28 protein-coding genes, 1 tRNA gene and 1 pseudogene are annotated in these 25,262 nt (G+C 66.1%); 18 read left to right on the top strand and 12 right to left on the bottom strand.

The genetic code is table 11. From position 1 onward, the window contains the following. Nucleotides 1-44 precede the first annotated feature (44 nt). The gene (locus ACQPYR_RS40105; protein ID WP_433624831.1) at nucleotides 45-644 is read right to left on the bottom strand and encodes a PadR family transcriptional regulator; all 600 of its coding nucleotides are present in this window, start codon (nucleotides 642-644) and stop codon (nucleotides 45-47) included. Nucleotides 645-757: 113 nt separating this feature from the next. On the opposite strand from ACQPYR_RS40105, the gene ACQPYR_RS40100 reads away from it, so the two are divergent. After that, nucleotides 758-1,213, top strand: a complete 456-nt coding sequence (locus ACQPYR_RS40100) for a hypothetical protein (RefSeq protein ID WP_433624829.1) — start codon at nucleotides 758-760, stop codon at nucleotides 1,211-1,213. Nucleotides 1,214-1,277: 64 nt separating this feature from the next. On the opposite strand, the gene ACQPYR_RS40095 is transcribed toward ACQPYR_RS40100, so the two are convergent. Beyond that, complete coding sequence (locus ACQPYR_RS40095) at nucleotides 1,278-1,760, bottom strand: protein-tyrosine phosphatase family protein (protein WP_433624827.1); 483 nt, start codon at nucleotides 1,758-1,760, stop codon at nucleotides 1,278-1,280. 237 nt (nucleotides 1,761-1,997) lie between these two features. Between ACQPYR_RS40095 and ACQPYR_RS40090 the strand changes: the two genes are divergently transcribed. From ACQPYR_RS40090 to ACQPYR_RS40065, 6 genes are all read left to right on the top strand, one after another. Further along, nucleotides 1,998-2,240 (top strand): DUF6480 family protein, encoded by a 243-nt coding sequence (locus ACQPYR_RS40090; RefSeq protein ID WP_433624825.1) that lies wholly within the window; start codon nucleotides 1,998-2,000, stop codon nucleotides 2,238-2,240. A gap of 94 nt (nucleotides 2,241-2,334) precedes the next feature. Further along, a complete protein-coding gene (locus ACQPYR_RS40085) occupies nucleotides 2,335-3,555 on the top strand; it encodes a cytochrome P450 (protein WP_433624823.1) in 1,221 nt (406 codons plus the stop codon). Continuing rightward, nucleotides 3,552-4,118: a TetR/AcrR family transcriptional regulator gene (locus tag ACQPYR_RS40080; RefSeq protein WP_433624821.1), complete on the top strand. Its 567-nt coding sequence runs from the start codon at nucleotides 3,552-3,554 to the stop codon at nucleotides 4,116-4,118. Before ACQPYR_RS40085 ends, ACQPYR_RS40080 begins: the two co-directional genes overlap by 4 nt. Nucleotides 4,119-4,201: 83 nt before the next feature. Next, nucleotides 4,202-5,185, top strand: a complete 984-nt coding sequence (locus tag ACQPYR_RS40075; protein WP_433624819.1) for an aldo/keto reductase — start codon at nucleotides 4,202-4,204, stop codon at nucleotides 5,183-5,185. A gap of 266 nt (nucleotides 5,186-5,451) precedes the next feature. After that, nucleotides 5,452-5,784, top strand: a complete 333-nt coding sequence (locus ACQPYR_RS40070; RefSeq protein WP_433624817.1) for a hypothetical protein — start codon at nucleotides 5,452-5,454, stop codon at nucleotides 5,782-5,784. 92 nt (nucleotides 5,785-5,876) lie between these two features. Continuing rightward, nucleotides 5,877-6,395 (top strand): hypothetical protein, encoded by a 519-nt coding sequence (locus ACQPYR_RS40065; RefSeq protein ID WP_433624815.1) that lies wholly within the window; start codon nucleotides 5,877-5,879, stop codon nucleotides 6,393-6,395. A gap of 683 nt (nucleotides 6,396-7,078) precedes the next feature. Here ACQPYR_RS40065 and ACQPYR_RS40060 read toward each other — a convergent pair. From ACQPYR_RS40060 to ACQPYR_RS40050, 3 genes are all read right to left on the bottom strand, one after another. Beyond that, on the bottom strand, nucleotides 7,079-7,813 hold the full coding sequence (locus ACQPYR_RS40060; protein WP_433624813.1) for an SDR family oxidoreductase: 735 nt from the start codon (nucleotides 7,811-7,813) through the stop codon (nucleotides 7,079-7,081). Between the two features lie 148 nt (nucleotides 7,814-7,961). Next, complete coding sequence (locus ACQPYR_RS40055) at nucleotides 7,962-8,216, bottom strand: hypothetical protein (RefSeq protein WP_433624811.1); 255 nt, start codon at nucleotides 8,214-8,216, stop codon at nucleotides 7,962-7,964. 26 nt (nucleotides 8,217-8,242) lie between these two features. Further along, nucleotides 8,243-8,764 (bottom strand): nuclear transport factor 2 family protein, encoded by a 522-nt coding sequence (locus tag ACQPYR_RS40050; protein ID WP_433624809.1) that lies wholly within the window; start codon nucleotides 8,762-8,764, stop codon nucleotides 8,243-8,245. A 5-nt stretch (nucleotides 8,765-8,769) separates the two neighbouring features. Between ACQPYR_RS40050 and ACQPYR_RS40045 the strand changes: the two genes are divergently transcribed. The 4 genes from ACQPYR_RS40045 to ACQPYR_RS40030 all read left to right on the top strand — a co-directional run bounded on the left by ACQPYR_RS40045 (nucleotide 8,770) and on the right by ACQPYR_RS40030 (nucleotide 12,763). Beyond that, nucleotides 8,770-9,471, top strand: a complete 702-nt coding sequence (locus ACQPYR_RS40045; RefSeq protein WP_433624807.1) for an NADP-dependent oxidoreductase — start codon at nucleotides 8,770-8,772, stop codon at nucleotides 9,469-9,471. A 28-nt stretch (nucleotides 9,472-9,499) separates the two neighbouring features. After that, nucleotides 9,500-10,693, top strand: a complete 1,194-nt coding sequence (locus ACQPYR_RS40040) for an NAD(P)/FAD-dependent oxidoreductase (RefSeq protein WP_433624805.1) — start codon at nucleotides 9,500-9,502, stop codon at nucleotides 10,691-10,693. A 61-nt stretch (nucleotides 10,694-10,754) separates the two neighbouring features. Further along, nucleotides 10,755-11,693, top strand: coding sequence for an RNA polymerase sigma-70 factor (locus tag ACQPYR_RS40035; RefSeq protein ID WP_433624803.1), 939 nt, complete (start codon nucleotides 10,755-10,757; stop codon nucleotides 11,691-11,693). A 35-nt stretch (nucleotides 11,694-11,728) separates the two neighbouring features. Next, the gene (locus ACQPYR_RS40030; protein ID WP_433624801.1) at nucleotides 11,729-12,763 is read left to right on the top strand and encodes a hypothetical protein; all 1,035 of its coding nucleotides are present in this window, start codon (nucleotides 11,729-11,731) and stop codon (nucleotides 12,761-12,763) included. A 401-nt stretch (nucleotides 12,764-13,164) separates the two neighbouring features. Here the strand turns inward: ACQPYR_RS40030 and ACQPYR_RS40025 are convergent. The 4 genes and pseudogenes from ACQPYR_RS40025 to ACQPYR_RS40010 all read right to left on the bottom strand — a co-directional run bounded on the left by ACQPYR_RS40025 (nucleotide 13,165) and on the right by ACQPYR_RS40010 (nucleotide 14,823). Next, nucleotides 13,165-13,240, bottom strand: a tRNA-Arg gene (locus ACQPYR_RS40025). A 194-nt stretch (nucleotides 13,241-13,434) separates the two neighbouring features. After that, nucleotides 13,435-14,244, bottom strand: coding sequence for a DUF1542 domain-containing protein (locus tag ACQPYR_RS40020; RefSeq protein ID WP_433635372.1), 810 nt, complete (start codon nucleotides 14,242-14,244; stop codon nucleotides 13,435-13,437). A gap of 118 nt (nucleotides 14,245-14,362) precedes the next feature. Next, a pseudogene (locus ACQPYR_RS40015) lies at nucleotides 14,363-14,542 on the bottom strand (acyl-CoA dehydrogenase family protein); the annotation flags it as partial. Nucleotides 14,543-14,595: 53 nt separating this feature from the next. After that, nucleotides 14,596-14,823 carry a hypothetical protein gene (locus tag ACQPYR_RS40010; protein WP_433635447.1) on the bottom strand — a complete coding sequence of 76 codons (228 nt, stop codon included), beginning with the start codon at nucleotides 14,821-14,823 and terminating at the stop codon, nucleotides 14,596-14,598. Nucleotides 14,824-15,005: 182 nt separating this feature from the next. Here ACQPYR_RS40010 and ACQPYR_RS40005 point away from each other — a divergent pair, with 182 nt between their 5' ends. The 6 genes from ACQPYR_RS40005 (at nucleotide 15,006) to ACQPYR_RS39980 (ending at nucleotide 21,923) form a co-directional block, all read left to right on the top strand. After that, the gene (locus ACQPYR_RS40005) at nucleotides 15,006-15,731 is read left to right on the top strand and encodes a ParA family protein (RefSeq protein WP_397056203.1); all 726 of its coding nucleotides are present in this window, start codon (nucleotides 15,006-15,008) and stop codon (nucleotides 15,729-15,731) included. Then, nucleotides 15,731-16,579 (top strand): hypothetical protein, encoded by an 849-nt coding sequence (locus tag ACQPYR_RS40000; RefSeq protein ID WP_387297045.1) that lies wholly within the window; start codon nucleotides 15,731-15,733, stop codon nucleotides 16,577-16,579. Before ACQPYR_RS40005 ends, ACQPYR_RS40000 begins: the two co-directional genes overlap by 1 nt. A 268-nt stretch (nucleotides 16,580-16,847) precedes the next feature. Next, nucleotides 16,848-18,449: a C40 family peptidase gene (locus ACQPYR_RS39995; protein ID WP_433624798.1), complete on the top strand. Its 1,602-nt coding sequence runs from the start codon at nucleotides 16,848-16,850 to the stop codon at nucleotides 18,447-18,449. Between the two features lie 134 nt (nucleotides 18,450-18,583). Then, the gene (locus tag ACQPYR_RS39990) at nucleotides 18,584-18,979 is read left to right on the top strand and encodes an ArsR/SmtB family transcription factor (protein WP_433624797.1); all 396 of its coding nucleotides are present in this window, start codon (nucleotides 18,584-18,586) and stop codon (nucleotides 18,977-18,979) included. Then, nucleotides 18,976-20,064 (top strand): cation diffusion facilitator family transporter, encoded by a 1,089-nt coding sequence (locus ACQPYR_RS39985; RefSeq protein ID WP_433624795.1) that lies wholly within the window; start codon nucleotides 18,976-18,978, stop codon nucleotides 20,062-20,064. Before ACQPYR_RS39990 ends, ACQPYR_RS39985 begins: the two co-directional genes overlap by 4 nt. A 221-nt stretch (nucleotides 20,065-20,285) precedes the next feature. Continuing rightward, entirely contained in the window at nucleotides 20,286-21,923 is a 1,638-nt protein-coding gene (locus ACQPYR_RS39980; RefSeq protein ID WP_433624793.1) for a long-chain fatty acid--CoA ligase, read from the top strand. Nucleotides 21,924-21,939: 16 nt separating this feature from the next. On the opposite strand, the gene ACQPYR_RS39975 is transcribed toward ACQPYR_RS39980, so the two are convergent. The 3 genes from ACQPYR_RS39975 to ACQPYR_RS39965 all read right to left on the bottom strand — a co-directional run bounded on the left by ACQPYR_RS39975 (nucleotide 21,940) and on the right by ACQPYR_RS39965 (nucleotide 24,144). Then, nucleotides 21,940-22,488: a hypothetical protein gene (locus tag ACQPYR_RS39975; protein WP_433624791.1), complete on the bottom strand. Its 549-nt coding sequence runs from the start codon at nucleotides 22,486-22,488 to the stop codon at nucleotides 21,940-21,942. A gap of 138 nt (nucleotides 22,489-22,626) precedes the next feature. Beyond that, nucleotides 22,627-23,019 (bottom strand): SCO5389 family protein, encoded by a 393-nt coding sequence (locus tag ACQPYR_RS39970; protein WP_433624789.1) that lies wholly within the window; start codon nucleotides 23,017-23,019, stop codon nucleotides 22,627-22,629. Between the two features lie 60 nt (nucleotides 23,020-23,079). Beyond that, nucleotides 23,080-24,144 carry a nitronate monooxygenase gene (locus tag ACQPYR_RS39965; RefSeq protein ID WP_433624787.1) on the bottom strand — a complete coding sequence of 355 codons (1,065 nt, stop codon included), beginning with the start codon at nucleotides 24,142-24,144 and terminating at the stop codon, nucleotides 23,080-23,082. 249 nt (nucleotides 24,145-24,393) lie between these two features. Between ACQPYR_RS39965 and ACQPYR_RS39960 the strand changes: the two genes are divergently transcribed. Next, nucleotides 24,394-25,221 carry a M23 family metallopeptidase gene (locus ACQPYR_RS39960; protein ID WP_433624785.1) on the top strand — a complete coding sequence of 276 codons (828 nt, stop codon included), beginning with the start codon at nucleotides 24,394-24,396 and terminating at the stop codon, nucleotides 25,219-25,221. The last annotated feature ends 41 nt before the right edge of the window (nucleotides 25,222-25,262 follow it).

The raw sequence follows: 25,262 nt of genomic DNA, 5'->3' as shown, positions 1-25,262 counted from the left end.
CTTGCGCGTCGTATGCCGAAGTTGTCCGATGATGTGGGTTGCGGCTACTGGTGCGGCAGAAGGGATTCCCTGGACCAGGTGAGGGTGCCCGCGGCCAGATCGGCGATAACGGCGTCGAGCCAACGCAATTCGGCCTCGGTGACCGTGCGCTGGTACTCGTCCTCCAGCATCACCACCCTGGGCAGCTGCATCGCGGCGGCCTGGTTCGCATCGGCATCCATCTCGGCGAGCTTGGCGCGCACCGACTTTGCCCGCCGCTCCAATTCCGTGCGAGCACCTTCGGGTCCGAGCAGCATCAGGAACGACAGCGCCGCAGGGAATTCCGGGTATTCGTTGCGCGGTTCGCCGATCATCTCCGCGAGCCAAGTCGCGCAGGCAGCGCGGCCCGCATCGGTGATCTCGTACACGGTTCGCTCCGGATATTGCTGATCGCGGCCGGTTTCGCGGACCGTGACAAGTCCGGCCTCCTGCAGCCTGCCGATCGTCTTGTACAGCGCGGCGCGCTGCGCGACATTGACGACCTTGTCCTTGCCCCACTCCTTGATCCGCCGCTGGATCGCATAGGGGTGCATCGGTTCCAGATGCAGGATGCCGAGCAGCGCCATCGCCAGGGGAGAGCGCTTGAACTGCGTCGATGCCGTCATGTCGACCATTCTAGTGGTGTCCCGACAACTAGGTTCCCACATACTAGTTGCAAAGAAACTAGTATGTGTGCCACTATTGTTTCACCAGCGGAAGCCCCCGAAAGGATCGAAAAATGACCGCCAAGACCGCCGCCCGCATCCATGTCGACCACGAGACCGCCAAGCGCCTCGGCAACTGGACCGATGCCGGCACCTTCGAAATCACCGCCCGCTACGGCAGCGTGGTGATCGACCTGCGTTCGCCGCGGATCACCGGCGAGATCGTTGTCCACGCTGACCTCGACCACGCCATGGTGAAACTGCTCGTCCCGGACGACGCCGTCATCGACCAGACCGAACTGCAGTGGACCGGCCGCGGCCGGGTGAAGGATTTCGCGCGGCCGCAGGGTGCCGCGGGTCGCGTCATCCGGCTCACCGGCACCAGCAACCGCAGCGAATTCCGGGTGCACCGTGCGGGTATCGCCGTGCTGTCGGCAATGTTCTCGCGGGAGTTCTTCGAGGATGCGCGCCGCGCGCATCGCGAAGGCATGCACCCGACCGTCGCCGATCCGGCCAACGCGCCGCGTTGATGCGCATCTGTTGCCGAAACCGCAGTGCCCCGACCGTTGGGTTGGGGCACTTGGCATTTCAGGTTCAGTCGAGGCCGATCGTCAGGTACTTCACGAAGAACTCGTTGTTCAGCGCATAGGGGGAACGTCGCTGCCGAATCAGGGCGATGGCGTCATCGGCCGAATACCCGAGATCCAGCAGTGTCTGCGCGACCACCAAACCCGAACGGTTGTAGCCGTACTGGCAGCGCACCATGACCCTGCGGTGGGCACGAACCGCCGCTGCGGCGATCCTGGCCAATTCGCGCGCCGCCGCCAACTGATCGGCGTGCAACTCTGCGTCCGGAATCGCGAGGTGATGGTGTTCGATATCGGGTCCCGGCCCGTGCCCCTCGGCCTGGAACAGGCTGATCACCACATCGAATTCGATACCGACGATCGCGGGCACCCGCGCGCCTTCGACGTTTCCGTAATGATGCCCACCCATCCACAGCTGCGGCACGATCTCGTTCCACGGCGCTTGTGCATCCGGTGTCTGCATCCTGGGCGGCCGTTCCCACTGCACCATCGTTGCCTCCCCACGTTTCGGCCCAGCTTCTACGGTACCGCCGGGCAACGGCTCGGGAACTGCCCCGAAGTCCGGCAATCTTCGAGTGAACGATGACCTATAAGTGGTGCGAGTCCGGGTATGCGGCCGGTATGGAACTTCTATTGGTATTCGTCGTGATACCGGTGATCGTTGCCATCGTGGTGTTGCGACGCAAACGTGCCGGGCAACCGTCGGACCCGGAAATGATCACCGGCAATGAAGGGCATCGCCATGTCGATGGATCCTGATCCGCAGCGCACTCCCGATCTCGAAGCGGGCGGCGGCGTCCGACCCGGATCGACCCCACCCGAGACGGCACAGACTTCGGGACTGTCCGCGCCCGAACCGCGCACCAGCCGACACTTCCCGCCGACCGGAGTCGGCTTCCTCGCCATGGCCGCGGTGCTGGTAATCCTGTTCATCGTGGTGGCGGTGTTGCTAGTGGTAACTCTGCTCTGACCGCAAGGCCGGTTCGAAAGTGGCGCAGGATTCCCGCTGACGCGATGTAGAACGCGTTCTAGACAGTTCTAGAGTTTTGTCTTACGCTCGGATCATGACGACAGAGTTGTCTCATCGACCGCAATTCGAATTGAGATCTGCGGAGACCTGGCGCGACCCGTGGCCGATGTATGCCGAACTGCGCGCGCACGACCCCGTACACCACGTTGTGCCCCAGGATGATCCGGCGAGCGACTACTACGTCCTGTCCCGCTATTCGGATGTATATGCGGCCGCGCGGGACGTCGCGAACTTCTCCTCGGCGGGGGGCCTGACCGTCGACTACCACGACCTCGGCGAGATCGGGCTGCCCGAACCGCGGCCGTTCGTCTTCACCGATCCGCCGGATCACACCACCTTCCGCAGACAGGTCATGAAAGGCTTCACGCCGCGGCAGGTGCGATCGGTCGAACCGCAGGTGCGCGCGTTCGTCATCGAGCGGTTGGAGCGGCTGCGGGCGGCGGGCGAGGGCGATATCGTCGTCGAACTCTTCAAGCCGCTGCCGAGTATGGTGGTCGCACACTATCTCGGTGTGCCGGAACCGGATCGGCCGAAATTCGACGAGTGGACCGATCTCATCATGACCGCCTCCGCAGGCGGCAGTCCGCTCGATGCCCAGGAGGCCATCGGCGAATTGATGCAGTACTTCACCCATTTGATCGAACGTCGTCGCGCCGAACCCGCCGACGATACGATCTCGCATCTGGTGACTTCCGGCCTCGGCGCCGATGGCGACTATGCGGGCATCATCTCGATTCTCGGCTTCGCCTTCACCATGATCACCGGCGGAAACGACACCACCACAGGTAATCTCGGCGGTGCGGTGCAATTGCTGACCGAGCGTCCGGATCAGCGGCGGCTGCTGATCGAGGATCCGTCGCTGATCCCCGATGCGGTCGAGGAGTTCTTGCGGCTCACCTCGCCGGTGCAGGGTTTGGCGCGAACCATGGTGCGCGACGTCGAGATGCACGGCACCACCATCGCGGCCGGACGTCGGGTGCTGCTGCTGTATGCCTCGGCGAACCGGGACGAACGCGAATTCGGTTCCAATGCAGGCGAACTCGATGTACGTCGGCGTCCCAAACAGATCCTGACCTTCAGCCACGGTAACCATCACTGTCTCGGCGCAGCCGCCGCGCGCATGGTCGCGTGCGTCGCGCTGGAGGAACTGCTCGCGCGCTGCCCGGATTTCGTCGTGGACATCGACCGGGTGCGTTACGCCCCCGGCAGTTATGTGCGCTGGCCGGATCGTGTGCCGTTCCGGGTGACCGCATGACCGGAGATTGGTTGCGCCCCAAGCGCGCCGATATCGCGGCCGAGCAAATTCTCGATGCGGCCGCGCAGTTGTTCGTCGAGCGCGGGGTCACGAATTCCGGGATGGGCGAGGTCGCGAAGGCGGCGGGTTGCTCGCGCGCCACCCTGTATCGCTATTTCCCGAACCGCCAAGCGTTGCGAATCGCGTTCGTGCACCGCGAAGCTCGTCGAGTCGGCGCGGCGGTCGCCGAGCGAACTCGGGAGATCACCGATCCGGGTGAGCGCATTGTCGCGGTCATGCTCGCATCGCTGCGCGAGGTCCGTGCCGACCCGACTCTGATCGCATGGTTCACCGCGGGCGACGCGGGCATTGCCAATGAAATCGGTCAATCATCCGAGGTCATCGAGGCCATAGCGGCCGGGCTGCTGCCGCCGACGGCCGATCCGGACCGCTCCCGGCTCGCTCGCTGGTTGGCTCGTATCATCATGTCGCTGCTCACCGCGCCCGGCCGCGACGAGGCCGATGAGCGGGTCATGCTGGAGCGGTTCGTCGCACCGATCGTCATGGGCGCATTCGCGAACTGACCGAACTCCGTGCACTTGACTTGGAGCGCTCTCCAGGTCGTAGCGTCGATGACGAGATCGTCGACCAAGAAGGAGAGCCCCGCATGATTCCGACCAGGAAACTCGGCCAGTTGACCGTCGGTGCACAGGGTCTGGGCTGCATGGGTATGAGCCAGGCCTACGGCGTGCGCGATAACGACGACGAATCCATCGCCACCATCCACCGTGCGCTGGATCTGGGCGTGACGCTGCTCGACACCGCAAATGTCTACGGCCCGGAGACCAACGAGCGCCTGGTCGGCAAGGCCATCGCCGACCGCCGCGATCGGGTGGTGCTTGCGACCAAATTCGGCATCGTGTGGGGCGAGGACGGGAGCATGGGCGCCCGTGGCGACGCCGCATACGTCAAGCAGAGCTGTGACGCTTCGCTGGCCCGGCTCGGTGTCGACCACATCGACCTCTACTACCAGCACCGCGTCGATCCGAATGTTCCCATCGAGGAGACCTGGGGCGCGCTGTCGGAGTTGGTGCAGGCGGGCAAGGTTCGCTACCTCGGTATCTCGGAGGCATCGGCGGCGACCATCCGCGGCGCGCACGCGGTCCATCCGGTGACCGCCCTGCAGAGTGAATGGTCGCTCTGGACAAGGGATATCGAGGCCGAGGTGCTGCCGACATGTCGTGAACTCGGCATCGGCATCGTGCCCTTCTCCCCACTCGGCCGCGGTTTCCTGACCGGCGCGATCACCTCCACCGCAGATCTGCCCGCCGATGATTTGCGCCGCCGGCTACCGCGATTCGCCGGGGACAATCTCGACAGCAACCTGGCCATCGTCGCGGCGCTGCGCGAGCTTGCCGCCGAAAAGGGCATTACCGCAGGACAATTGGCGCTCGCCTGGGTGCAGAGCCGCGGCGACGATGTGGTTCCGATTCCGGGCACCAAGCGCCGCACCTACCTCGAGGAGAATGTCGCCGCCGCCGAGATCACCCTGACCGCAGACGATCTCGCCCGCATCGATGCCGCTGCCCCTGCCACCGCGTTCGCCGGTGCGCGCTATCCCGAGCACCTCGCCAAGGCCGCCGGTCGGTGAGCTATTCGGCAGGCACGCCCATCACCAAACGGATAAGCATGCGCGGAAAGCCCTAGCCGAGCCCATGCGCACCAATGCCTCGGCGTGGTCGAGACGAATGCCTCCACCGTCGCCGAGCGGCCTGTTGTATTCGGCGGGAGAAATTGCTACGGTTGCGTTGTATTTGCTGTGACGGTGTGCGGTGGCGGGGCGCCGACGGTAACTGCACCCGACCTGTATGGATCGAGCATCAGAAGATCTGGTACACGACGGAACGAGGCAAGTCGATGAAGCCGACGCCGACCGCGATCGGATACCTTCGTCGAGACGTGTCGGGCGATGCGATGGACTGGGACATTGCCCAGATCCGTAAATTGGCAACGCGATACGGATATGACCTCGCCGAGATCGTGCGGATGGAAGGTGCGGGCACGCATGTTCTCGCGGCATTGCGCGAGGTCATCCGCAAGACGGACGCGGAAGCGGTGATCATGCCGAATCTCGCGCATTTGGACGATCGACCGGAAGAACTTGTGCGGGCGTGTGACGTCATCACTGTCAACCCGAACAATACCTATGCCCGACGGGCATATCCCGGGGAATGTGTGTGGGCTGATTAGCCTGCGTCGCACGCGCCGTCTACGATCTTGGCGTTTGCTTGTCGTCAGCTGCTCCATCAGATCAGTTCGATCAAAAGGAGAAGGTATTCGTCATGGCAATTTCCCGGAAGATCGCTACAGCTTCGGTCACGGTCGCCGCACTCGCCGCCGCATTGATCGGCACCCAGCACGCCGCCGCCGATCCGATTGCCGGCGGCTGCTCCGGCGGCCAATTCAGTTACAACACAAGCCCGCTCGGGATGTCGGTCGCGCCGACCACGGCCACCTGGAACGGCAATCTCACCGGTTGTACGGGCGCACCCGCGTCCGAGGCCGCGGTCAGCGGCACCTTCGGTGGAACCGGTAGCTGCAACGGTGCCGACGGTCAGATCGACGGCAAGATCAACTGGTCCAACGGTGCGGTCAGCCGGATCAGCGGGCCGTGGCACGTGCCGGGTGGTGTCGCCAGGTCGATGACCAACACCGTGACCATTACCGACGGCCCCGGCGCCGGTGGCCGTCTGGTGGTCGAACAAGGTCCGATCGGCAATGCCATGGCAATGGCGGGGGCATGCCTCGCGGGCGATCTCCGCAATGCCGACGCACCGATCCTCGCGGCGCGTTTCAACTGAACCGATGAACGAGTAACGGGTACCGGGCCGTGTGCCCGGTACCCGTTTTCCGGTGGGTGCGAATTTTCGTTCGCACCCACGTCGAGGATCCCAGCCGCACCGGCACCACCATCGCCAACGCCTCGGCTGGTCCCTGCGCCGAATCCAGCTCGCACTCCAGCACGCGGGCACCACTCCGCGCGAACTCGTCAAGGAAGAACGCCTGCGCCTCGCCCATCTGCGCCTGCGGGATCCGGCATACCGGCATTGGAGCATCGCCGACATCGCCCTGGGACTCGGCTTCGGCTCGGCCTTTGTGCCGGAATGTATTTGCGCACCTCGTCGCCATCTCACCCCTCGGTTTACTGGTCGCTGTCGCTCCCGCCTCGGCAGCCCCTCCGGCTCCGATCACCGCCTCGGCCGAGTTCGCATCGCCTGAGCAGTATTCGAGTGATCCCGGCGGTGTGTCCGCTACGAGGCCAACGAGGTCTGGATCGAAGCGACCGCGGACTCCGAGGGCAACGCGACCGGCACCGCGGACAAGTACTGGGGGATCGCCGCGAACCAGCATGCGAGTTCGGTCGTGATCCATCTCGGTGACGGCGCGCCGGCAGCGTGCTGTTAGCGTGCCGTTCCAGCGGGTCGGTGGTTGATGATCGGCGGCTACGCTGCGGACTGCTCGGCCTTCGGCGTGGCCCAGCGGGTCAGCGTGACCGCAGCCAGTCTCGGAAGTGCGTGGTGGCGAGGTGGGCACCTTCGGGCGCGGTGAGCACATCGCCTTTGACCGCTGCGAACAGGCCGGCGGACTCGTCGGTGACGACGCGGCGGTTGTCGCCGGTCATCTCCAGTGTGATGCGGCCCAGCTCGTCGAGCGGGAAGACTTCGGGGCCGCCGATATTGCGTGTGCCCCGCAGCGGAGCACCCGCGGCGACCTCGGCGACAGCGGCCGCGACCTCGGCGGCGCTGATGGGCTGAATCGCAGTGGCGGGCAGGCGCACGACATCACCGTCGGTGGTCCAGTCCAGCGACGCCACCACGAACTCCATGAACTGCGTCGCGCGCACGATCGAGTACGGGATCGGACCGGCCTCGACCAAGTCCTCCTGCAGGGTCTTGGCCCGGTAGTAGACGAGGTCGGGCACCTGGTCGACGCCGACGATCGACAGCGTCACGATGTGCCGGACACCTGCGGCCTGCGCGGCGGTCAAGAGGTGGGGCACTGTGGTGCGGAAGAAGTCGAGGGAGGCCTCGTCGAAGGTCGGCGAGTTGGCCACGTCGACGACGACCTCGGCGCCGCGTAGCGCCGCGTCGAGCCCGTCGCCGGTGAGCAGATCGATCCCGGTGGAGCGCGAGTGTCCGGTCGCATCGTGTCCGGCCGCGGTGAGCTTCTGTACCACCTGGGAGCCGATGAGTCCGGTGCCGATGACTGCGATTTTCATGAGATGTCCTTCCGGGTAGAAGTGGGCCTCGGTCAGGAGCCTTTCTCGTGTTGGATCCCGGGGCGGATAGCCCCATAGCGCACTGTGTCGACGGTCGTCCGCAGCAGATCGGCCGCACTGCGATCGAGTTCGCGTGGTAACTGCGAGTTCAGCAGCCGCTCGACCGCGCCGCGGTGATCTCGCCCAGCAGTTCCGGCGGCGCCGACAGCAGTCCCCGCCGGTCCCCATCCTGGAACATCTCGTCGAGCCGCTGGTGGACCACCGCGCCGATCCGCCCGAGTTTGCTGCCCACAAGCAGGAACCGCTGCACCTGCGCACCGAACGGCTTGCCCTCGGTCTCCGCGGCCGCCGCCACGAGCGCGCGCTCCACTGCCGCGAACTGCCGATCCAGCACTGCGGTCATCAGGCTCCGCCTACGTTCGCACGCTGTCAAGACACGGTTCGGTAGGACGGGTCGGTGGTGTCGCGGGTGCCCTGGAGGTAGCCCTGGTCGGTGAAGAACGGTGATTGCCACACCCTGGCGTCGGCGGTGCACATGACCTCGACGGTGGAGCGTCGTAATGCGATGCGCCAGTGGCCGTTTCGGCGTTCCAACCGGTCGAGGTAGCGGCCGCTGACGAGTTGTGCGGTGCGGCCGTCCGTGCCGAGTAGTACGACGATCGAATAACTTTCGCAGTGTGCGATGTCGCCGTCGATGTCGCACGTGTGGGTGGTGATGTTGTGGGTGTGCGCCTGCGAGGTGGCGGCGTGCACCGCGTTGGCCCAGGCCGCGTAGTCGGTGCCGGTATTGGTGGTGTTGCCGTGTTCGTCGACGGCGTCGGGGTGGTAGGTGCTGCTGAGTAGCTCGGCGTCGTGCCGATCGCGCCGACTCGCTGGCGCCGCTGCCCTCAGGCCTCGACGTCGTGCAGGCGGCTGCCTTACCGACCGCCGGGCTGACTGCTCGGCAGGCACTGGAGTTGGCCCAGCTGCAAGGTGGTGGGCGAATCCTGATCCACGCCGCCGCGGGCGGAGTCGGGCATCTGGCCGTGCAGTTTGCCGCGCTGCGTGGCGCCTCAGTGATCGGCACCGCTCGCGCCATCAACCACGACTTCGTGGCCGCGCTCGGCGCCGACACGGTAATCGATTACACGACAGTCGATTTCACCACCGCCATCCATGACGTGGACGTTGTGCTCGACCTGGTCGGCGGCGAGTACGGCACGCGCTCGCTGCGGGTGCTCGGACCACGCGGTCGATACATCACCGCCCAGGACTCCGACGCCACAGGCGACCCCCGCAGCCGACAGGTAACCGGACGCCCGTCGCCCACCGCCCTGGCCGCGATCGCACGATTGGTTGTCGACAGCCGGATTCGCGTGCATATCGATCGCGTCATGTCGCTGGCCGACGTCGCCGCCGCCCATCGACTAGCCGAATCGGGCCGCATCCGAGGCAAACTCGTCCTCACGCCCTGGCCTGGAGATTTCTTGTGCCCTCGGCAGGACACGCAAAACATGGGCGCCGACGCTTGCCGACGGTGCGTTGAGTGCTGCCGCCCGCGAGCGGATCGAGTCCCGCTCAACAGTCGGGACCGTGGGCCGAATTATGCGAACGGGACCACGGCCGGAGTGATCTGCCTCACAGACTGTCAGGAATCCAGTCGGTCCGGTGTCTTGTAGTCGACCCGCTCGGAACGAAGGAGACACCATGGACAAGAACATCGATGTGGTCGTGATCGGCGGCGGATACGCCGGGGTGATGGCGGCCAATCGCTTGACGCAGCGCGACGGCGTGACAGTGACGGTGATCAATCCGCGGTCGGTCTTCGTCCCGCGGCTGCGTCTGCACCAACTGGTGGGCGGCACTGACGACGCGGTCGTCGACTACACCGAAATCCTGGCCGACGGTGTCCGGCTGGTCGTCGACAGCGTGACGCGGATCGACGCGACGGAGCGCAGCGTGACACTGGCCGAGGGCGGCACGATCGGCTACGACTACCTGATCTATGCGGTCGGCAGCGGCAATGCCGGGCCGCGAGTGCCGGGTGCGGCCGAGTTCGCGTACCCGATCGCGACTCTGGAGGCGGCGCAGCGGCTGCGGTCGGTGCTCTTCGATACGCCCATGACGGCGGCGGTGACGGTGATCGGGGGCGGACCGACGGGGATCGAGACCGCTGCGGAGCTGGCCGAGCAGGGCCGCAGCGTCACCCTGGTCTGTGGCGGGGTGCTCGGTCCGTACCTGCACCCGAAGGCTCGCCGCACGGCTCGCAAGTATTTCGCCAAGCTGGGGGTGAACGTCATCGAGGGCCCCGATGCGGCGGTCACCGCGGTGACACGGGAGGCCGTGGAACTCGGCGACGGCCGGACGCTGGCGAGTGAAGTCACGATCTGGACGGCCGGTTTCGGGGTGCCCGACCTGGCCGGCCGCAGCGGATTGCGCACCGATGTCGCCGGGCGACTGGTCACTGACGAGACGCTGACCAGCGTCGACGATGAGCGCATTGTCGCGGCGGGCGACTCGTCGGCACCGTCTGCCTTGCCGTTCCGGATGAGCGCCTATACCGCGTACTGCCTGGGAGCGCACGCCGCCGACACAGTGCTGCGCCGGATCGCGGGTGAACAGGCCTCGCCGATCGATCTGTCGTTCCCCGCCATGTGCCTGAGCTTCGGGCGCGATGCTGGGATCTACCAGCTCGGCCACAAGGACGACACCGCGATGCGGCTGTACTTCAGCGGCTTCGCAGGCAGGAAGCTCAAGGAATTCGCCTGCTCGGCAGGCATCAAGCACCTGGCGACCGAAGCGCACAAGCCCGGCTCACACCGCTGGTTCAAGGACGGTAAGCACCGGCCGATGCTGCTGCAGGCCCAGCGCGACAACGCAGCGGCACCGATCGCTCAGTGACACCGAAATCACCGATCGCCGTCCGGTTGCCGGGGCCCGACGATCGACCTGGGAGAACTCCATGAACATCAAATACGAACCAGGGGGGCGGCGGACGGGCCGCGGTGGCGACCACGCCACTGTCGAGGCGACCGAAGCGTTTCTCGCGCACCGCAAACTGCTGTTCACCGTCGCCTACGAGATGCTCGGTTCGGTGGCCGACACCGACGACGTCCTGCAGGAAACGTGGCTGCGCTGGGTCGGCATCGATGCGGCGCATGTCGACGATCCACGCGCCTACCTGGTTCGGATCACCACCAGGCAGGCTCTCAACCGGCTGCGCTCGATGAAGCGCCGCCGGGAGTCCTACGTGGGCTCGTGGCTGCCGGAACCGCTGCTCACCACGCCGGATGTGGCCGCCGATGTCGAACTCTCCGAAAGCGTGTCGATGGCGCTGATGCTCGTCCTCGAGACGCTGACCCCGACCGAACGAGCGGTCTTCGTGCTGCGTGAGGCGTTCGGGATCGGCTACGACGAGATCGCGGCGGCGGTCGACAAGACCCCCGCCGCCGTGCACCAGATCGCCCACCGCGCCCGCCGGCACGTCGAGGCGCGCCGCCCACGTCGCACTGTGTCCGCGCGACAGACCGAAGTGGCTCTCACGGCCTTCCAGCAGGCTCTCGAAACCCGGGATCTGCAGGGTCTAATCGACGTGCTCGCCTCCGACGTGGTGGCGATCAGCGACGGCGGCGGCATCAAACAGGCCACGCCCCGGCCCGTTGTCGGCGCCGACAAGGTGGCCCGCTTCATCGTCGGCGGCCTCACCAAACGGGGCGTCACGCTCACTGTCGAGCCGACCGCGGTCAACGGCGGCCCTGCCCTGGCTCTGCACGTCGACGGGGAACTCGACGGCGTCATCGCGCTGCGCGTCGAGGACGCCTTCATCACCGGCCTCTACTACGTCCGCAACCCACAGAAGCTGACCCACATCGACACTGAGACCCCGCTCACCCTGCGATGAGCACCGGTCGCCGCCCCATCTTTCGAGGAGTAGACATGAACACCCCGGCGCCCTCCGCCACCGCCGTCCCTGCGTCCCGATGGGCACTGGTGGCGGGCACCGTCGTCGTGCTCACCGCGATCGTCAGCGTCCTGCTCGTCGCCTTCGCCTGGCCGTCGGCGCGCTCGTCTGTCCACGATGTCCCGATCGCCGTCGCCGGGCCGCCCACCGCCGTCGCGCAGATCCGCACCGCACTGGAACAACGGCTGCCGGGCGGTTTCGAGATCACCGCAGTCCACGACACAGCGGCTGCCGAACAACTCATCAGCAACCGGCAGGTATACGGGGCGATCGACCTCAGTTCCGGCACGCCACAGGTCATCGTTGCTTCCGCCGCGAGCACCGCGGTCGCCCAGACGCTGCAGGCCATGGCGACCGGCCTCAGCCAGGCGGGCGGGACCAGCACCCCGATCGCTGTCCGCGATCTCGCCGCCCTGCCCGCCGACGATCCACGCGGCGCCGGGCTAGCAGCGGGTGCGCTGCCACTTGTCATGGGCGGTCTACTGGCCGCCGTGCTGCTGACCAGACTCGTGCACGGCACCATCCGGCGGGTCACCGGCGCACTCTCCTTCGCGGTCACCGGCGGCATGGCGGTGGCGGCGATTCTGCAGTACTGGCTCGGCTCACTGAGCGGGTCCTACCCGGCCAATGCCGGTGCCATCGGCCTGGCCATCGCGGCCACCTCACTGACCGTTCTCGGGCTGGAATCACTGCTCGGATACGCCGGAATCGGGATCGGCGCGGTGGTCATGATGCTCGTCGGCAACCCCCTCTCAGGGACGGCGACCGCACCCGAGATGCTGCCCGGATGGTCGGGTGCGTTCGGCCAATTGCTGCCGCCCGGGGCCGGTGGCCGGTTGCTGCGGTCGACCGCATTCTTCGACGGCGGCGGCGCCACCCACGCCGTGATCGTGCTGGCGGCTTGGGTCGCTCTCGGTGCAGTGCTGTGTCTGGTCGGCACCCTGCGCTCTGCCGGTGGAGGTCACGACTCGAATGCCGGGGTTAATCGGCAACCGGTGATGAATCGCTGACGGATCACGGAGCGACGGCACATCGGGCGGTGGCGGCCGCTCCCTCGATGCGCGTGGGCTTTCCGCTGGCATGAGACTCCGGCGGCGAGGTGTCACCGTACCCCCAGTGCCGTTGGCGCACTGGGGGTTTCGGTTTCAGTTACTGCGTTCGAACTCGCCGTCGTTCGCGCCCGCGTGGAAGGCGGTCCGCCGACGCCCGAGCACACGCCGATCGTGCGCTCGGCGTCCTGCCGGTCCGGGTTTCCGGGTCTTGTGCTTGCTGGAGGTTCGTACCAGCACAACCGCTTGACTTGTGCGTTTCGGTGGGCACAAATCGTAGGTGAACGGTGAAATGGCGCCCTCGGGGAATCGAACCTGCGACGCCAAAAACCGCCCTGGCCTGCGGAGACGCAGTCGAAACTTGGTGCCCTCGGCAGGATTCGAACCTGCGACACCCGCTTTAGGAGAGCGGTGCTCTATCCCCTGAGCTACGAGGGCTGAACTGGCGGTGCCGGGGGCACCAGTGGGACGACGGGGAGTCTACCGGGTCGGGGGCGGGTGGGTTGAATCGATTTGGTCGGAGGACGAAGAGGGTGTCATCGGGTCTGGATCGGTTGGGGTCGACCACTGCCGCATGGCTGTCCGAGACTGTTGGAGTTGGGCGCTGGTATCCACCAGCGCCGTGCGGGCGGTCAGAACCCGCCGTCGAAGCCGCCCCCATCGAACCCGCCGCCGTCGAAACCCCCATCGTCGAACCCGCCACCCGAGTCGTACCCACCTTGATCGTCGGAGTACCCGCCCTGATCACCCGAGTCGTACCCCGGGTCCCCACCTGCCGCGTCGAGCGCGTCCTGATACCCCTCGCCGTAACCACTTTCGAACCCCTGCGCGTCATACCCGACGCCGGACATTCCGGAGAACAGCGAGGAGAACAGCAGCGCCGAACCCAAACCCCAAGCGCCGCCGATCAATGCGGGCCGCCACCACGGCTCGGAGTACCAGCCCGCGGGTACCGGCCGCCCCGCGACGCGTCCGCCCGGATAGTAATTCGGCGTCTCCGCGGAGGGGTTCGGCGAAGCGGCGACGTCGCGGCCCTCGTATTCGACGACCCGCTTCTCGGTGACCCGCCCGGCAGTGTCCTGACCGTCCAGCGCCGGAATCACCGGGCCCGGATCCATCAACATCGCAGTGCGCGCCGCGCGGATGTAGTACATGCCCTCGACCGCGGTCTGCTTCGCCAGCCGCGCCTGGGCGGGCGTGCGGGCTTGCTCGATCTGTGAGCCCGCCGCGATATGCCGCTCCGAGGCGTCGGCGAGTGCCTGCTTAGCCGCCTCATTGCTGCCGGTCAGGTTGTAGACCTGACCCGCGAGTCGCTCGATCATCTGCCTGGCGTCGGCGGCCGCGTCGTCGAACTCTCGTGCCGCACGCTGTTTGCTCTGTTGCGTCTGATAGATGACGTAGGCCGCCGCGAGCAGGATGACAACGCCGATCAGTACCCACAGCATCGCTCGCGCCCCTTTCGTAATCGTTCCAGGTCGCCCCGAGTTTACTGGGGGCTAGCTGAGACTCGGCTGAGCTAGCGGCGGGCGGTGACCCGCCGTGTCCATTGTCCGGCGACTGCCGGACGATGACCAGACGTCGGATCTGGTTGATGCCCTCGAAAGTCTGCATGACCTCGGCCTCGCGCAGATAGCGCTGCACCGGGACGTCCTGGGTGTAGCCGTAGCCGCCGAACACCTGCACCGCATCGGTGGTGACCCTCATCGCGGCATCGGGGGCGATCAGTTCCGCGATACTGGCCGGCGAGTTCGGAGCGCTGAAGGCGATCGAAAGTCGTTGTCCTGCAACGTCTATCATGTTTCCTGTGGACCGAGGTGGCCCGACAGCGCGCCGCGCGGCCGCATCGGATCCAGCATGCACTTCGGAAATGTTGTCGGCGCCGATGGATTCGCCCGATCCGCGCCGTCTGGAAAGGTTTCGGTCTTCTCGGATTCGACCATGCGTGGCTCGAGCACCTTGTCGGCGATATCGCGAGTGAGCTCGCAGGCCTCGGCGTCGGGAACATCGGGTCGACATTTCACCTATGCGCCCGGTTGGCGACAGGGCGGTCGGGTGTGTCCAATTGGACACAGCTTTGCCGCCGAAATCGGGCACAGCGCTCGCGCGCGCGGAAATGGCAGGTCCGCAATCAGCGGAAATTGAACTCCGCTGTGCGAAACTTGGCCCGCCACAGCTGACCATCCTCACCCTCGGAGGACTGTCCATGAAGAATTCTGTTGCGCCACTGGAAATACCCGAACCGCTGGTCATAACGCTCGGAAATCTCAAAGGCGGCGTCGGCAAGACGACATCAGCGTTTTTCTTGGCTTCATATTTCGCGCAGGTCCACGAATTGCGTGTGCTCGTCATCGACGCCGACCCGCTCAGTCAGACCGGATATTCCTGGTATCGGCGGCTGCTCAGGGGTGGGATCGAGGTGCCGTTCAAGCTGATCGCCTTCCCGTCCCGGCATGTCGACGACTGCATTACCGACAATGCCGGGAAATTCGATGTGATCATCGTCGATGCCGGTGGCGAGTCGGCCGAGATATTCAAGGCCGCCATACCGCAGAGCGATGAGCTGATTCTGTTGACCAGCGTCAGCCCATCGGAGGTCAAGCGGGTGCCGAGTACATATAAGGCCGCCGAGGAGGCCGCGGCGGATAGCGGCCGCGAGATCCGGGTGCGGGTACTGATGACCAAGGTGCCGGTGACGATGAAGAACGGCGTGAACGTCTCGACCGAATACCGCACGCAGCGCGGAAATCTGGAGGATGCGGGCTACGACGTATTCGAATCCTATTTGAGCGCGTGGAAGTGGTACCGGGAGGCGGCCGACGGGGAGGTCGGGGAGGGTGCCGAGAATCCGATCATGGATCTCGGTGAATACCGGCAGGTCGGCGAGGAACTGGTGAGTCCGTACCGGGTCGCGGTGGAGGTGCCCGCCTGATGCCTCCGCAGCGTAGAAAGGGTTCCATCGGTAAGGGCTCGATCGGTGGCGCGAATCCGTTGGCGGATAGTGCCGAGCACACGCCGCCGGTATCCCCACTGCGGGATGCCGAGTGGCGAACGGGTCCGCTGAGCGCGGCGTCGCTGGAAGTGATCGCGCCGGCGGTCGAGGCGAATGTACTGACGATGCCGCTGCCCGCGCCGAACGAAACCGGGCTGGACGGGCCGCTCGACGATCGCGAACAGGCCCAGTTGACGGCCTGTGAAACCTCGATCGACGGCCTGCGGGTCGCCTTCTGGTCTGCCGGACGCGCGCTGCAAATAGTGCGCGACGGTCGGCTCTACCGGGATCGGCACGCGAGCTTCGACGATTATGTGGAGCAGCGCTGGGATATGCAGCGGTCGTACGCGCACAAGTTGATTCGGGCCTGGCCGCTCGCCGCCAAATTGCATCCGATCGCCCCCGCGATCAATGAGGGACAGGTTCGCGAACTGCTGCCGGTGGCCGCCCAGCACGGCGAAGATGCGGCGGTCACCGTGTACACCACGATCGCCGGCGTCGACGATGTGAAGGTCACCGCGGGCAAGCTCCGCGAGGCGGTCGCGCTGCTGCCCGAGCGGTTCGACAAGGCCGAGGTGGTCGAATTGCTGCAGGCCTGGCTGCGCGGGGAGTTGCGGGACCGATCGAGTGAGCGGGCCGTCGATCTGTTCGCCGCGGTGGAATCGCGGTTCGCCGCGCTGACGCGACGAGTTGTCAAGGGCTCGAACAATGATCCGGCGGCGGCGCGCGAATTCGCCGCGAAACTGCGAACTCTCGCCGAACAGATCGAAGAACAGATCATCGCCTGAGCCATTTCTGTGCCGGAATGCCCCGCTGCGGAAGAGATTCTGCTGCGGGGCATTTCAGATTAGTTACGCTTTTGTTATCGTCAATGCGCGTGTCGTGTCGCATAATTGGCGCGGATTGAGCGAAACATGGCGCTCGGATCCGCTGGGCTAAAGATCACCGTGATGGTTTTCGAATTCATTCGAGGTCTTGGTGAAGTCCGGAACGCCAATGCAGTTCGGCGTCGACGGCAGGCCAGGAACTTCGATACGAGCATCGGAGGACCGGATCATGGCATCAACTACGGAGGGTCGATATTCTCGTTTCCTGCGGCGCGCGCTCCTATGGGCCGTCGGCGCGGGAGTCATCGTAGGCGCGGCCATCGCCGCGGCACTGCTCGCAGGAGGTCGGGCGTCAGCGCAACCGCTGACCCTTCCCGGTATCGGGACATTCGAAGTCCCGGATCAGATTTCGATTCCCAGCATTCCCGCGGTAGCGGATTCCGTCGCACCTTCGGAAATCGCCCCAGCTGAAGTTCCGGGGAAGGAACTTTCGGCGCCACGCGCGGTTCCCGGTGCGGAACTCGAGGTGCCCCTCGGGGTCCCGAGCAATGAGCTTTCGATTCCGCCGACGATTCCGGGCGCAAAGTTCTCCGCGCCTCTCGCGTTTTTGAATATCGAGCGTTCGGCACTTCCATTGACTTCCACTATTGACGTTGCTCCTTCGTGTGCCGCACCTGTTGGGGTGCAGGGCAAGGAACTTGCGGCGCCGTTGACTGCGCCGGGTCTCGCACTCGCGGTGCCCTTGCGGACTCTGGGTGTCGAGCGTTCTGTGCTTCCGCTGATTCCTGCGGTTGAGAATTACATTGCTCCCTTGGGTGCCGCGCCTGTTGGGGTGCAGGGCAAGGAACTTGCGGCGCCGTTGATTTCGCCGGGTCTCGCGCTCGCGGTGCCCTTGCGGACTCTGGGTGTCGAGCGTTCTGTGCTTCCGCTGATTCCTGCGGTTGAGAATTACATTGCTCCCTTGGGTGCCGCGCCTGTTGGGGTGCAGGGCAAGGAACTTGCGGCGCCGTTGATTTCGCCGGGTCTCGCGCTCGCGGTGCCCTTGCGGACTCTGGGTATCGGGCGTTCGGAACTCCCGCTGATTCCCGCGGTCGAGTATCCGGTCGCTGTCCCGGAGTTCGCGCCGGTCGAGGTCCGCGGGAAGGAATTTTCGATTCCGCTGGGGGTTCCGGGTGCACAAATCTCGATACCCGTCGGGGTGCTCGGGTTGGAGCGGTCTGCTCCGCTCGCGATCCCCGGCGCGGAACGGTCCGCGCCGCAGGCCGGGCGCTCACTGCCCGTGGTGATTCCGTGGGGCGAACGTTCGGCCCCAGAGGCCGGGCGATCGGCGCCGGCTGGAGCCCCCGGTGCCGAGCCGCCGGCGCTCGCGACGATTCCGGGGACCGGGATTACGGTGCCCGCGGATATGTTCCGCAGTGAAATCGCGTACCTCAGCAGTGTTCTCGGCATCAAGCCGCCTGCCTCGCCGCCCGTGGTGGCGCCGCAACGCACGCACGGTGAGATCGCGGTCGACGCGGCACGCGGCAAGGTCGGCACCGGATACAGCATGGGCGCGACGGGGCCGGACGTCTTCGACTGCTCCGGGCTGGTGCAGTGGTCGTATAAGCAGGCCGGGGTGAAGGTGCCGCGGACCAGCTATGAGCAGCTGTCCGCGGGCACCCCCGTCGCCCAGGACGAGCTCGAACCCGGTGACGTGGTGTCCTTCTACAACGGCAGCCACTCGGCCCTCTATGCCGGTGACGGCAAGGTCATCCACGCTTCGACCTATGGGACCGGCGTGATCATGTCGCCGATGTCCTCGATGCCCTACGCGGGCGCCCGTCGGTACTGAGCGCGAACGAGTCACCCCGACTGAACCGATGAGCTGGAGCGGACCGGTCTGCCGACGGCAGTGCAGGGATGTCGCCGTCGGGTCGGTCCGAAGGGACCGTTCCATCTGACGCAGCATAGTTTTATTATCTGCGTATGAATGCAGATAACGAGCCACTGCGGCTACCGATTGCGGAGGACCAGGTCGGACTGGTCGTCGAAGTCTTCCGCATGCTGGCCGACTCGACCCGCGTGCAGATCCTGTGGGCGCTGGTCGACCGGGAGCTCTCGGTCAATGATCTGGCCGATCACATCGGCAAGCCCGGCCCCTCGGTATCGCAACACCTGTCCAAACTGCGCATGGCTCGTCTGGTCCGGACCCGCCGCGCCGGAACCACCATCTTCTACAGCCTGGAGAACGGACACGTCCGCCAGTTGGTCGTGGATGCGGTGTACAACGCCGAACATGCGGGCCCCGGTGTACCTGCGCATCACCGCGGCGAAGGGTCGGTGCGGGAACTGCCTGCTCGCGATCAGGCGGTGGCGGAATGAGTCACGAGCGCGATCCTGAACGCTGGCAGAACATTTCGCGTGGTCACCACCACGGGCATTCGCATGGTGCGGACCACGAGCACGACCACGATCATGGGCGCGAGCACGACCACGGTGCGCACCATGACCACGGCCATCCGGGGGGATTGCGTGGTGCGCTGCGCGAGATCTTCGTACCGCACAGCCACGACGCCGCCGACAGCATCGACGGTGCGCTGGAGTCCAGCACTGTCGGGATCCGCGCGGTGAAGATCAGCCTGGCGGTGCTCGGGCTGACCGCCGTGCTCCAGGTATTGATCGTGCTGGCTTCCGGTTCGGTCGCGTTGGCGGCGGACACCATTCACAACTTCTCCGATGCGCTGACCGCGGTGCCGCTGTGGATCGCGTTCGCGCTCGGTCGGCGGGCGGCGACGCGGCGCTATACCTATGGGTTCGGGCGGGCCGAGGATCTGGCCGGGTTGTTCGTGGTCGGGATGATCACGTTGTCCGCGGTTATCGCCGGATACGAGGCGGTGCGCAGACTGATCGATCCGGTGCAGATCCAGCATCTGAGTTGGGTTGCGGCAGCGGGACTCATCGGTTTTCTCGGCAATGAGACTGTCGCGCTGTATCGGATCAGGGTCGGGCGGCGAATCGGCTCGGCGGCTCTGGTGGCCGACGGATTGCATGCGCGGACGGACGGATTCACGTCACTGGCGGTGCTGATCGGTGCGGGCGGGGTTGCGCTCGGATTCCCGCTCGCCGACCCCATTGTCGGACTGCTGATTACGATCGCGATTCTCGCGGTATTGCGCACGGCCGCGCGAGATGTGTTCCGCCGCTTGATGGATGGCGTCGAGCCCACGCTGGTGAGTACCGCCGAGCGGGCGCTGGTCGCCGAACCCGGTGTGCTGGGTGTGCGCAGCCTTCGAATGCGCTGGATCGGCCACCGCTTGCATGCGGATGTCGAGCTGGATGTCGCCCCGAGCATCACGCTGGCCGACGCCCACCGCCTGGCCCACGGCGCCGAGCACACCCTCACCCATGCCGTGCCCAGACTCGACAGCGCGCTCGTTCACGCCTACCCCGCTCACTCCGCGGTCTGACTTGCCGTCGAGCGTCGTCGGATGGCGGTTCTCGGACACTTTGGGGCCGCCATTCGACTCGTCTCGCAATCGCGGTCCACCTGGCCAAACTGATGGCACCCGCCTGCTGATGGGATCGGCTATGGGGCCTGCTGCGCGCCCTACCCTTGGGTAGCATCCCCGGTGTGATGTGGCTCATGGTCGGCAGGCTGCCGTAGCCACCGTAGAAATAAGGAGTACCGATGTTGAGCACCATGCAGGACGAGCCGTTGTCGCTGGCGACGTTGCTGCGCTACGCATCGACGTTCATGGGCGATTCCACCGTCTCGACCTGGACCGGCACCGGCGTACGCACCATGACCTACCGCGAGCTCGGCGCCGAATCGGCACGACTGGCAAATGCCTTGCGCGCCTTGGGAATTGGTGACGGCGATCGGGTCGGCACCTTCATGTGGAACAACAACGAGCATATGGTCGCCTACATCGCGGTACCCGCGATGGGTGCGGTGCTGCACGCGCTCAATATCCGGCTCTTCCCGGAGCAACTGGTCTTCGTGGCCAATCACGCCGAGGACCAGGTGGTGATCGTCGACGGCACGCTGGTGCCGATGTTCGCCCAGTACCTGCCCAATCTGAAGACCGTCCGCCACGTCATCGTGGCCAATGGCGATGCCGCCGCGCTGCAGGCCCCCGAGGGCGTCCAGGTGCATTCCTACTCCGAACTGCTCGCCGCGCAGCCGGATACCTTCGACTACCCGGTGATCGACGAACGATCCGCCGCCGCAATGTGTTACACCTCCGGCACCACCGGTGACCCCAAGGGGGTGGTGTATTCGCACCGCTCCAACTGGTTGCACGCCATGCAGGTGTGCCAGCCGACCAGCATGGGCTTCTCCAACCGCGACTATGTGCTCGCCATCGTCCCGCTGTTTCATGCCAATGCCTGGGGCCTGCCGTATGCGGCGCTGATGTCGGGCGCGAATGTCCTCATGCCCGACCGCTTCCTGCAGCCGGGTCCGCTGCTGGAAATGATGGCCACCGAGCAGCCGACCTTCGCCGCGGCCGTCCCGACCATCTGGGGTGGCGTACTCGCCGGGCTCGCCGCGAAGCCGCAGGACATCTCGCATCTGCGGTCGGTGGTCGTCGGCGGTTCGGCGGTGCCGCCGTCGATGATGCGCGCGTTCCAGGAAAAGCACGGCGTGCGCATCCTGCACGCCTGGGGCATGACCGAGACCTCCCCGCTCGGCAGCGTCGCGCATCCGCCCGCCGGGGTAGACGGTGAGGACGAATGGGAGTACCGCTTCACCCAGGGCCGCTTCCCGGCGAGTGTGCAGGCCCGCTTGGTGGGCGATAACGGCACCGTGGTCCCCAATGACGGAGAGTCGCTGGGCGAGTTGGAAGTTCGCGGTCCCTGGATCACCGGGTCGTACTACGCCCCGGACGGCGCGGTGATCGATCCTGACAAGTTCGACGATGGCTGGCTGCGTACCGGCGATGTCGGCAAGATCAGCCCGGACGGCTACCTCACCCTGGTCGACCGCTCCAAGGACGTCATCAAGTCCGGCGGCGAATGGATCTCCTCGGTCGATCTGGAGAATGCGGTCATGGGCCATCCGGCCGTCGCCGAGGCCGCGGTCATCGGTGTGCCGGACGAGAAGTGGGACGAGCGCCCGTTGGTCGCGATCGTGCTCGCCGAGGGTACCGAGGCCAAACCCGAAGAACTGCGCGACTTCCTCGCCGACAAGTTCGCCAAATGGCAGCTGCCGGAACGGTGGACCTTCATCGCGGAGGTCCCCAAGACCAGCGTGGGCAAATTCGACAAGAAGCGCCTGCGCGCTCAGTACGCCGACGGCGATCTCACCGTCACCACGCTGTCCTAGAACGACAAACCCCGCGTCACCACTTCAGCATCGGCAGTGGTGACGTGGGGTGCGTCCGGATTCGCCTGGCGGCCAGTTGGATCAATCGGCGGTGGAAGCCTTTGTCGGGGTACCGCTTCGCCAGTTCGCGGTAGGTGGAGCGCGGTATCCCGAAGCGTCCGAGCAGGCCGTATTCGACATCGATCGCATCGGCTCGACGGAAGATCTCGATCGGGTCGGCGGCCGGACCCGCGGATCGGATTTTGTGGTGCTCGTCGATCATCGCGACCACCAGGTCGGCCAAGTCGGCGCGGTCGATCTGGTCGAGCCATTGCAGTGCGAGGTCGGCGGAGGGCGCCAGGTAATCGAAGGTGCCCGCGGTCCAGATGCCCAGATCGTGGAACGCCGCAGCGGTGCGGAACTCCTCGCGGGTGCTCGGCAAGGTGGTCGAGCCACCATCGAGCAGATCGCACAGCTCCAGTACCCGCAGCACATGGTTGGTATACGCACCGCGATCCGAGCCGAGTTGTGGCAGCCAGGGATTCAGCCGCCGATCGATCTCGTCGCGAAGATCGTTGCCGCTCATACGCGCTCACACTACGCGCCGAATCGAGTGTGACGCTCTTCGGCGGCCGATGGGCTCACGGGATCTGGCCGCCACTGCCATCTGACCACACGCAGGTCGGCGCGACCGAAATCTCGATCGCGCCGACCTGTGAACTGATCAGCAGTTGCGGAGTTCGGGGCTCTGGTTCAGCAGTTGGGCGCGAGTCCCGATGAAGGTGGTGTAGGTTTCGCCGCCGACAGCGGCGATCGGGAAGGCCGCGACGCGGTGGCAGTTCTGGAAGGCGAGCTTCACGTTGAAATGGCGTTCCAGGCCGCCGCGAATGGCGTCGGAGGCCATGGCGCGCAGCAGTTGTCCACGGGCCACCTCATCGGGCGGCGCGACGACATTGTCGGCGAATTCGGCTGTGCCGGACTGCAGCTCACCGGCCACCCGGCTGACGACCTCCCAGGCATACGGGAGCGAGACGCGCACGACCTCGACGAAGTCGGCGTCGTCGACCTCGCCGCGTTCGGCGCGTTCGAGTAGGGCGGTTGGAACATCGAGGGACATAGCGCTCTCCTGACCTGGATGGCTGTTGCGATGCCCCTCGATTCTAAACGGAAACTGTTGTCAACAAGACTGGATTCGTCCCGAAAGTGCTGTGGTCAGCGCGGTTTTCGCATCGGCGGCCAAGCTGCGGACCAGTTCACCGGCCGGTAGCTCGGGTGCCAGCGTGTGGGTCTGGCCAGCCCACATGTTCACATCGTCCGGATTGCCCGCCGCTCGTGCCGCGGCCCGCAACGGCGCTGTGGCGTAATGGATTTCCGGATAGGCGGCCGGTGCTGTCGCGGAATGTTCGTCCATGAACCGATTGCGCAGGCCGCGCGCTCGGCGGCCGGTGAAGGCGCGGGTCAGCATGGTGGGGGTGTCTGCGCCCAGCGCGGCACGGTGCACCGGATTGGTGCCCGCTTCCGGTGAGCGCAGGAAGACGGTCCCGAGTTGCACGGCCGCCGCGCCGGCCGCGAGTGCTGCCGCGATGCCTGCCCCGGTGGTGATGCCGCCGGTCGCAACGATCGGCCGGTCGACGGTCGCGTCGAGGATCTGCAGCAGTGCGAGCAAGGTGAGCGGATCGGTGACGTCATCCGCGACGCGGTCGATGAAGGTGGCGCGATGCCCGCCCGCCTCCGCGCCCTGGGCGATCAAAACATCGGCACCCGCCTCGACCGCGATGCGGCCCTCGGCCGCCGAGGTGACCGTCACCCAGACTTCCGAACCGGCCTCGTGCAACCGGGCGACCTCGCTGGCGCTCGGGCAGCCGAAGGTGAAGGTGACCACCGCTACCGGCGCATCGATGAGCAGCTCGAGCTTGGCGTCCCATTCATCTGTGTCGTACTTCGGGACGCCGACCTCGTGGGCGCGCCCCAACTCGGCGAGGTAGTCGGCGAAATCCTCGGGCGCGGCGGCGGGGCCCGGGGTGAAGAGGTTGACGCCGAACGGCGCGGTGGTCAGTTCGCGGGTGGCCGCGAGTCGTGCCGCGGTATCGGTCGCGGTCAGGTATCCGGCGGCCAGCAGGCCGAGGCCGCCCGCCGCGGAGACCGCCGCCGTCAACTCCGGTGTGGACGGCCCGCCCGCCATCGGCGCAAGCACGATCGGAACGCTCAACTCGTTGAGGATCACGGTCCCAGTGTGGCGCATCGGTCGCCGCTGGCGATTGCTTGCAGGTCGCTCGAAGGGTCGGCTTCGTGATGCCGACCCGCGCGTCTGACCAGGCCTTAAACAGCTATTTTAGTGGAGAAGGTTGCGGAATGGTCACGACGAGGTAGAGTTCCCGTCACAACGGATGCCGAAACGTTACAAAACTTCGGAAGCCGTTGAGTCACTGTAGGTCGAGCGCAAGGACCAGCTTTGTCGCAGCATCGGGTAGGCCCCAGTTCCATCACCGTCATGAGCCTCATCGGCGACGGCATTGCGGGTCGGCCGACGCGGCATCGCGCCGAGCCGTCGACCACCGACCGGGTGAAGATCGCGGCCGGTGTCGCCGTCGCGACCGGCGCTCTCATCGGCACCGCAGCCCAGGTCGCGCCTGCCATTGCCGCCCCGCTCCTGCCGGGTGCGCACGACGGGGACGAGGAAGCCGCCGCGCCCATCACGTTCAAGGGCACGGCGGAATTACCTGTCGAAGAGGCCAAGGCCGCGGCCCCGGTCGCCGAAGCCGCACAGGCCGTCACAGCCACTCCGGTGGCCGCGCCGATCGCGGACGCGGTGGCCAATCCGTTCGGCATCAGCAATCTGCCACCGGAGATCGCGGGCCCGCTGGCCCAGGTCGAACAGGTCCTCAAGGGTGCGCAGCAGCAGTTCGCCCCTGCCCCCGCGGTGCGTCCGGTCGCCGGCGAGATCAGCTCCGGATTCGGTTCCCGCTGGGGCGAATTCCACTACGGTCTCGACTTCGCCGATCAGCTCGGCGCGCCGATCCACTCGGTGAGCAGCGGCACCGTCATCGAGGCGGGCCCGGCCTCCGGCTTCGGCCTGTGGGTGCGGATCCAGCAGGACGACGGCACCATTGCGGTCTACGGCCACGTCAACGAGATGTTCGTGCACGCCGGGCAGCATGTGAACGCGGGCGATGTCATCGCCACCGTCGGCAACCGCGGCAATTCGACCGGACCGCATCTGCACCTGGAGATCTGGGATCAGGGCGGCAACAAGGTCGACCCGATGCCGTACTTGGCTGCCAAGGGTGTCCCGCTGCAGTGGGGCCCGTCGGCGCACTGATTTTCTTGCCCGGCTTGATATTCCGACGGGGGCCCCGTGGG

Origin of the sequence: Nocardia sp. CA-120079 (genome assembly GCF_050955745.1) — a bacterium.
Classification (GTDB): Bacteria; Actinomycetota; Actinomycetes; order Mycobacteriales; family Mycobacteriaceae; genus Nocardia.
This window is presented reverse-complemented; position numbering and strand designations above follow the sequence as displayed.